The 7,943-nt window shown below is 62.9% G+C and carries 7 protein-coding genes; 4 read left to right on the top strand and 3 right to left on the bottom strand.

Annotated elements, in window-relative coordinates; translation table 11 throughout:
* Positions 1-122: 122 nt before the first annotated feature.
* Both glyS and BHQ40_RS03960 read right to left on the bottom strand, forming a co-directional pair.
* Positions 123-2,588 carry a glycine--tRNA ligase subunit beta gene (gene glyS, locus BHQ40_RS03955; protein ID WP_070152649.1) on the bottom strand — a complete coding sequence of 822 codons (2,466 nt, stop codon included), beginning with the start codon at positions 2,586-2,588 and terminating at the stop codon, positions 123-125.
* Between the two features lie 145 nt (positions 2,589-2,733).
* Positions 2,734-3,606: a glycine--tRNA ligase subunit alpha gene (locus BHQ40_RS03960; protein ID WP_070152652.1), complete on the bottom strand. Its 873-nt coding sequence runs from the start codon at positions 3,604-3,606 to the stop codon at positions 2,734-2,736.
* A 298-nt stretch (positions 3,607-3,904) separates the two neighbouring features.
* Here BHQ40_RS03960 and BHQ40_RS03965 point away from each other — a divergent pair, with 298 nt between their 5' ends.
* Entirely contained in the window at positions 3,905-4,807 is a 903-nt protein-coding gene (locus BHQ40_RS03965; RefSeq protein ID WP_070152655.1) for a TraB/GumN family protein, read from the top strand.
* Between the two features lie 54 nt (positions 4,808-4,861).
* Complete coding sequence (locus BHQ40_RS03970) at positions 4,862-5,746, top strand: TraB/GumN family protein (protein WP_083276681.1); 885 nt, start codon at positions 4,862-4,864, stop codon at positions 5,744-5,746.
* Between the two features lie 153 nt (positions 5,747-5,899).
* Here BHQ40_RS03970 and BHQ40_RS03975 read toward each other — a convergent pair whose 3' ends face one another.
* Positions 5,900-6,727, bottom strand: a complete 828-nt coding sequence (locus BHQ40_RS03975; protein WP_070152658.1) for an HpcH/HpaI aldolase/citrate lyase family protein — start codon at positions 6,725-6,727, stop codon at positions 5,900-5,902.
* Positions 6,728-6,817: 90 nt separating this feature from the next.
* On the opposite strand from BHQ40_RS03975, the gene BHQ40_RS03980 reads away from it, so the two are divergent.
* Together BHQ40_RS03980 and BHQ40_RS27025 are read left to right on the top strand one after the other, a co-directional pair.
* Positions 6,818-7,792, top strand: coding sequence for an SPFH domain-containing protein (locus tag BHQ40_RS03980; protein WP_070152661.1), 975 nt, complete (start codon positions 6,818-6,820; stop codon positions 7,790-7,792).
* On the top strand, positions 7,792-7,943 hold a 152-nt coding region (locus BHQ40_RS27025), incomplete at its 3' end, for an NfeD family protein (protein WP_435593901.1). The genes BHQ40_RS03980 and BHQ40_RS27025, both read left to right, overlap by 1 nt.

Below are 7,943 nucleotides of genomic sequence, written 5' to 3' on the forward strand. Positions count from 1 at the left end.
GTCCCGTTACGGGGCAGCATTGTTAACGCCGTTGACGCGGACGAACCTCTATTTTCTCAAAAGTCTATACTGTTTTCCCGTCCACTTCCAACGCCCTGTTTTCAGGGACTCGGACCGAACGCCTATCCTTCTATCCGGGAGAAATCGGCAACGCCATGCACCGCGTCACGCATCCGCGCGAGCAAATCGAGCCGGGCGTGACGCTTGACCGGATCAGCGTCGTTGACGGTCACGGCATCGAAAAAGGCGTCGATCGGCGCGCGAAGTGTGGCCAGCGCAGCCATCGCCCCTTCGAAATCCTCCTGCGCCACCGCCGCGGCCGCCCGCGGCTGCGCGGCGTCGAGCGCGGCGATTAGCGCCGCCTCGGCAGGTTCGGGTGTGTAGGACAGCGCGCCCGCCGGATCGGCATGGCCCAGCTTCGCCACCGCGTCCGCAACATCGGGTTGCCCGACCATGACGAAGGGGTCCTCCTCGCCTGTCTGCGGAATCCCCTGCTCCGCCTCATCCGCCATGACGGTTTCCGGCTCGCCCCAATTCTCTTTTTTGAGGATATTGGCCGCGCGCTTGTACCCAGCGAGGAGATTTGTCCCGTCCTCCGTGGAGATGAAGGATTGCAGCGCCTTTACGCGGGCGAGGAGGCGGACGAGATCATCCTCACCGCCGAGAGCGAATACAGCGTCGATGAGGTCGTGACGGACGCCAGCCTCGCGTTGCTGGACCTTGAGGCGGTCGGCGAAAAAGTCGAGGATGTCCTGCAAAACTGCCCAACTTTTTGCCATAAGTTCGGGCTTCATTTCCCGAACTTTTGCCAAGCCGGTTTTGAAAAACGCCTTACCTAATTCTTCCAAAAGTTCGGAAGGCGCCAGGTGTGTTCCAGCATCACTAATCTGATCAGCTAGTTCAGAATAAGGTGCGTGAGCCTCTGCAATTACGCAGAAGTATATCATACGGACGATTGCTGGCCTGATTTTAAGCCGCAAGCTATTCACTTGAACTAAAGCGAGGACGCCAAGAGCGCTACGTCGCAGCGCAAATGGGTCTTTAGAACCTGTAGGAGGCAAACCGATTGCAAAAAACTGTGTAATCGTATCCAGCTTGTCCGCCAGCGACACAGCCACAGTCACCGGCGCGGTCGGCACTTCGTCGCCCTGCCCGACCGGCTTGTAATGGTCGCGGATCGCGTCGGCCACGGCGTCCGGCAGGCCCTCGGCGCGGGCGTAATAGCCGCCCATGACGCCCTGCAGTTCCGGGAATTCGCCGACCATCTCGGTGACGAGATCGGCCTTGGCCAGCCGCGCCGCCTGTTCGGCGAGGTCCGCCAGTTCTTCCCTCGTCACCCCTGCGGAGGCAGGGGTCCCGCTGCCTTGATCGGTCGCTGACGAAGTAAGCGGGATCCCTGCCTTCGCAGGGATGACGGATGTGGCTCCCCGAGTAGGATTCGAACCTACGGCCGCAACAATCCCCTCCTCCACCAGCCACCGGGCCAGCTTCGCCACCCGCTCCACCTTGTCGGCGACAGTGCCCAGCTTCTCGTGGAAGGTGATCCGCTCCAGCTTCTTCGCCTGCTCGGCCAGCGGCGTCTTGCGGTCCTGTTCCCAGAAGAAGCGCGCATCGGAAAGCCGCGCGGCGAGCACCTTGCGGTTGCCCGCGACGATCGCCGCGCCGCCATCCTTCGCCTCGATATTCGCGGTGCAGATGAAGGCGGGCGCGAGTTTCCCCGCATCATCCTGAACCACGAAATATTTCTGGTTCACGCGCAGGGTGAGCTGGATGACCTCTGGCGGCACTTCCAAGAAGGCCGGGTCGAAATCACCGATCAGCGGCACAGGCCATTCTGTGAGGCCTGCATTCTCGGCGACCAGTCCCTTGTCCTCGACCAGCACATAGCCCTTGGACGCGGCCGCCTCTGCAGCCTTCGCGGCGATGATCTCCTGCCGCTCCTGATGGCTGACGACCACATGGCAGGCGCGCAGCTTCTCTGCATAATCACCCGCCCCGCCGATCGTAATCTCGCCTGCATGATGGAACCGGTGCCCCAATGTCGTGAAGCCGGAGCGAACCCCGTCAATCTCCATCTCGACCAGATCGTCGCCGAGTATCGCAACGATGCCCTGCAACGGACGCACCCAGCGCAGGCTCTCGGTCGTCTGGCTTGCTTTCCCCCAGCGCATCGATTTGGGCCAGGGGAAGGCGCGCACGATCGCCGGAATCGCCTCGGCCAGCACATCGCTGGTGGCGCGGCCCGGCTTCTCGATCACGGCGAACAGGATGGCGTTGCCCTTCGCGTCCGCCCGCTCGACAAGCTGCTCGCGCGTCAGGCCGGTGGAGCGCAGGAAGCCCTCCAGCGCCTGCGCCGGAGCGTCGGCACGCGGTCCCTTGCGCTCCTCGCTTACCGGCTCGGTCTGTAGCGGCAAACCCCGCGCGATCAAAGCAAGGCGGCGGGGCGTGACGAAGGAATCGATGACGTCGGGTTTTAGCCCGGCCTTCGCCAGTTCCTCGGTGAACAGCCGCGCCAGATCCTCCGACGCCTTCAACTGCATGCGCGCGGGGATTTCCTCACAGCGCAGTTCGAGCAGGAAATCGGTCACATTCCCTCTCCTTTCAGGAGAGGGAGGGAGCAGCGAAGCTGCGGAAGGGTGAGGATGACAGCAGGCACGGCGCCCTCACCTTCCCACTGCTTCGCAGCGGGCCCCTTCCTCTCCCAGAGGGAGAGGAGAGTTTTGGTCGCCCCCATCACGCCGCCCACCCGTTCGTCTTCATCCACGCCTCGCAACTGCCTTTCGCCAGATCGCGCACCCGTGCGATATAGCTGGCGCGCTCCTGCACGGAGATGACGCCCCGCGCCTGCAACAGGTTGAACACATGGCTGGCCTTGATCGCCTGGTCATAGGCAGCGAGCGGCACATCCTCGGCGATACATTTCTGGCATTCCGCCTCCGCATCCTTGAACCAGCGGAACAGCTTCTCGGTATCGGCGATTTCGAAGTTCCACTTCGACATCTGCTTCTCATTTTCCAGGAAGACGTCGCCGTAAGTGACTCCGGCGTCATTGAATTTCAGGTCGTATACGCTGTCGACGCCCTGGATATACATGGCCAGCCGCTCCAGCCCGTAGGTCAGCTCGCCCGCCACGGGCTTGCAGTCGAAACCGCCCATCTGCTGGAAATAGGTGAACTGCGTCACCTCCATGCCATCGCACCACACTTCCCAGCCAAGGCCCCAGGCGCCCAGCGTCGGGCTTTCCCAGTCATCCTCCACGAAGCGGATGTCGTGCACCAACGGATCGATGCCGATCTCCGCAAGGCTGCCCAGGTACAGCTCCTGCAGGTTCGCAGGGCTAGGCTTCATGATCACCTGATACTGGTAATAATGCTGCAACCGGTTGGGATTTTCGCCATAGCGGCCGTCCGTCGGGCGGCGGCTCGGCTGGACATAGGCGGCATTCCACGGATTTGGGCCAAGGCTGCGCAGGGTGGTCGCGGGATGGAAAGTGCCCGCGCCAACCTCCATGTCATAGGGCTGCAGGATGACGCAGCCCTGCTTGCTCCAATAGGCATGGAGGGTCAGGATCAGGTCCTGGAAAGAAAGGGGTTCGCCTTCGCGCACGCTGTCTGGGGCTTTCTGCAGGCCAATATATAGGGGCCGTGCCTTGGCGCATGGGGCGCGTAGGGTCAAGACGGCAGGGTTAAGAGGCCGGACTTTGTGTTGCACAAACGCAGGCGTGCTCCTGCGAAAGCAGGAGCCCAGCTCAAACGTCAGGACTCGGCTCCTGCTTTCGCTGGAGCGGGCCAAATTTATGGGTAATCAGGCCGCACGCCCCACCCCATCACCGGTAACCTCCCATACACGCCTTCACGCATAGAACGCCCTTGCCCCGGCCCCGCCCGGACCGCATGGAGACGATATGACCAGACTGTTTTCCCTGTTCGCCGGCATCGCCCTGCTGCTCGCTCCCTTCCCCGCGCTGGCGAAGGCGCCGGAAAGCGCAAGTCCGGCCCTGTGGGTGGTGAAGGATGCGGACACGACCATCTATCTTTTCGGGTCCGTGCATGTGTTGAAGCCCGGCACGCTCTGGTTCGACGATGAAGTCAAAGCCGCCTTCGACGCGTCGGACGAGCTGGTCCTGGAAATGGTCGAACCGCCAGCGCCGGAAATGGCGAAGGTCATGGGCGAACTCGGCATGGCGACGGACGGCAAGCCGCTTTCGGAAAAGCTCGATGCTACGGCGCGCGCGAAATATCTGGCGGCGATGGCGGATGCGGGCATCCCCTGGCAGGGTTTCGAGCGGTTCCAGCCCTGGATGCCGGGGGTGATGCTTTCCGTCATGCCGCTGGTGAAGGGCGGCTATCTGGCGGAGGAAGGCGTTGAGAAAATCTTGAGCGCCGCCGCTGCAACGGCGGGGAAACCTGTTATCGGCCTTGAAACCGCGTCGGAGCAGCTCGGCTACTTCGCTGGTCTCCCGGAAGCGCAGCAGATCGCCTTCCTCAATGAAACCGTCAACGGCCTGCCGAAAGCCGACGCCGAATTTGCCAACCTTATCAAAGCGTGGAAGGCCGGAAAGCCAGACAGCCTGGGGCGGCAGATGAACCGTTCTCTGGAGGCGACGCCGGAACTGGCGCAAGTGCTGCTGTTCGGCCGCAATGCGAAATGGGCCGACTGGATCGCGAACCGGCTCGAAAAGCCCGGAACGCTGTTCATCGCGGTCGGCGCGGGGCATCTGGCCGGTGCCCGGAGCGTGATCGCCGACCTAGGCGACAGGAAAATCGCCGTGAAGCGCATGACCGCGCGGGACTTCAAGCAGAAATAACCTGCCCCTTCGCCGCGGTTCATTGACCGGCAGGTCCGGCATCCTAAATCTGCGATGATGCGCAAATCCCTCGTCACCGTTATCGGCCTTGCCCTGCTGCTGCTCACTGCCTGCGGGTCCGAGCGGCCGCTGCGGGACACCCGCGAAGGTCCAGCGCTATGGAAAGCGCAGAGAGGCGAGACGACCGCCTATATCTTCGGGACGATCCATGTCCTGCCCAAGGGGCTTGCCTGGGAAACGCAGACGCTGCGCGATGCGATAGCCGGATCCGACCGGCTGGTGCTGGAGGCCGCAGGGCTGGACGATACGGCCGGATCGCATGAGATTTTCGCACGCCTTGGCCAAAGTCCCGGCCTTCCTGCTATCACCGACCGCGTGCCGCCGGACAAACGCCCAGCGCTGGAGGCGCTGATCCAGCGCGGCGGCATGAGCGCGCAGATGCTCTCCTCCTATGAAAGCTGGGCGGCGGCGATGCTGGTTTCGACGGTCAGCCAGCAAGACCTGAAACTTTCCGGCGAACAGGGCGTGGAGACGATATTGACGGCCGATTTCCGGGACGCCGGCAAACCGGTCGAGGGACTGGAGACAATTGAGCAGCAGCTTGGCGTGTTCGACCGCATGTCCGAACAGACCCAGCGCAAATTCCTCGCCGAAACCATCGGCCAGTCGCAGGATGTCGCGGCGCAGTTTGCGCGGATGAAATCGGCCTGGCTCTCCGGCGACATGGACGCCATCGCCCGCGACTTCGTGGCGGAAATCGCGCCGGAGCCGGAACTGATCGGGCCGCTGTTGACGGATCGCAACCGGGCCTGGGCCGCCAAGGTCGCCGTGATGCGCGGCCGCCCCTTCATCGCCGTCGGCGCTGCGCATCTGGCCGGACCGGACAATCTGATCGCGTTACTGGAACGCGAGGGATTCAGGGTGAGCCGGGTTCAGTAGCTTCCATCCCTAGCCCAAATCTTCACCTCCGTTCAGGCTGAGCGAAGTCGAAGCCCTCCACTGAGCAAAGCGAAGTGCCTCACTGCGTTCGGCTGAACCCTTCGACTTCGCTCAGGGCGAACGGGATTTATGTCGTACCAGGCACAGTCCGGCTCACCGCTTCACCGCCTCCGCCCGCGCGATCAACGCCCTGGCCGCTTCGACATGCATCGCCTCGATCATCGCGCCTTCATGCCGTTCCGCCCCGCCGGTCGCGGCATCGATCAATCGCCGGGCTTCGGCCAGCGCTACCTCGTCCGGACCGAACACCGCATTGGCCGCCTCCACCTGATTGGGGTGGATCAGCGTCTTCCCGTCAAAGCCAAACGCATGCCCTTCCCGGCATTCCGCCTCAAAACCCGCGCTATCGTCCAGCTTGTTATACACGCCGTCAAACACCGCCTTGCCCGATGCGCGCGCCGCCAGCACTACGGATTGCAGCGCGAAGGAAAGCCCGGCGCGTCCCGCCCCCGCCGGTATGCCCAAATCCCGGCGCAAATCATTATTCCCCATGAACAGCCCGGCCACACCGGCAAAACCGCCAATGGCCACGGCCTGCGTCACGCCCAGCGCGCTCTCGATCATCGCGATCACCGGCTTGGCGCACACGCCATAGACATCATGAACCTGCTTTGCATTCTCCACCTTGGGCAGCACCACAAAGTCGGCCGCGCTGTTCTTGACCGCGATCATATCCGCGCCATGCCACGGGGTTCCGGCCATATTGATGCGGATGCCGACCAGCTTGCCCGCATAGTGGGCGGCCGCTGCGGTTGCGCCGTCCCGCGCCTCATCCTTGCGATCGTCGGGCACCGCATCCTCAAGGTCCAGTATCACCATGTCGCAGTCCAAAACCCGCGCCTTCTCCACCGCGCGCGCATTGGACGCGGGCAAGAACAGCAGCGAGCGGGCATGGTGAAGCTGGAAATTATGGTTGAGCATGGGCCTGAAACATCCTTCCGCATGGGAAACATCTTTCCCCCTCTCCCTTTTGGCGGCATAGTCAAGCCGGTAACCGGGGGAGGTCCTTTGATGGTCACGACTTTTGCACTGACGGTCGCGCTGCTCGTCATCATCTATCTTGCAAGCAGCCTGAAGGTCGTCCGCCAGGGCTATCAATATACCATTGAGCGCTTCGGCCGCTTTACCGAAGTGGCGCGGCCCGGCCTCAATTTCTACCCCGCCTTCTTCTATTCCGTTGGCCGCAAGATCAACATGATGGAGCAGGTCGTTGATATTCCGGGGCAGGAGATCATCACCAAGGATAATGCGATGGTGTCGGTCGACGGCGTCGTATTCTTTCAGGTGCTGGACGCCGCCAAAGCCGCCTATGAAGTCTCCGAGCTATATGTCGCGATCATGCAGCTTGCGACCACGAACCTGCGCACCGTCATGGGGTCGATGGATCTTGATGAAACCCTGTCGAAGCGCGACGAGATCAATGCCCGGCTGCTGTCGGTAGTCGATCACGCCACCAACGCATGGGGCATCAAGATTACCCGCGTCGAGCTGAAGGACATCCGTCCGCCTGCCGATATCGTCAACGCCATGGGCCGCCAGATGAAGGCCGAGCGAGAGAAGCGCGCCAACATCCTGGAGGCGGAGGGCCTGAAAAGCTCCGAAATCCTGCGCGCCGAGGGCCAGAAGCAGGCGCAGATTCTGGAGGCCGAGGGCCGCCGCGAAGCCGCCTTCCGCGATGCGGAGGCCCGCGAGCGCGAGGCGGAGGCAGAGGCCAAGGCGACCCAGATGGTTTCGGACGCCATTGCTCAGGGCAATCCGCAGGCGCTCAACTACTTCATCGCACAGAAATATACCGACGCGGTCAGCCAGTTCGCCAACTCCACGAACGCCAAAACCATCCTGTTCCCGGTCGAGGCGACACAGCTCATCGGCACGCTCGGCGGCATCGGCGCGCTCGCCAAGGAAGCACTGGGCGACAATGCCACGCCGCCCGCCCCGCCAGCGCCGCGCCCGCGCCCCGGCCCGTTCGAGCAGGGCGGCCGCTGATGGAGCTGCTGTCCGGCATCGATTTCCACGACCATTGGTGGTGGATGATCCTGGCCGTGCTGCTGGGCATTGGCGAGATCATCATTCCCGGCGTGTTCCTGATCTGGGTGGCGATCGCCGCCGCCCTTACCGGCGGCATCGCGATGGCGAC

Source organism: Sphingobium phenoxybenzoativorans, assembly GCF_001757355.1.
Lineage (GTDB): Bacteria > Pseudomonadota > Alphaproteobacteria > Sphingomonadales > Sphingomonadaceae > Sphingobium > Sphingobium phenoxybenzoativorans.

Bases quoted from the DNA above. Each gene is read 5' to 3' on its own strand.
- BHQ40_RS03965 (WP_070152655.1), top strand. From the start codon at position 3,905: ATGACCAGACTGTTTTCCCTGTTCGCCGGCATCGCCCTGCTGCTCGCT.
- BHQ40_RS03970 (WP_083276681.1), top strand. From the start codon at position 4,862: ATGATGCGCAAATCCCTCGTCACCGTTATCGGCCTTGCCCTGCTGCTG.
- BHQ40_RS03975 (WP_070152658.1), bottom strand. From the start codon at position 6,727: ATGCTCAACCATAATTTCCAGCTTCACCATGCCCGCTCGCTGCTGTTC.
- BHQ40_RS03980 (WP_070152661.1), top strand. From the start codon at position 6,818: ATGGTCACGACTTTTGCACTGACGGTCGCGCTGCTCGTCATCATCTAT.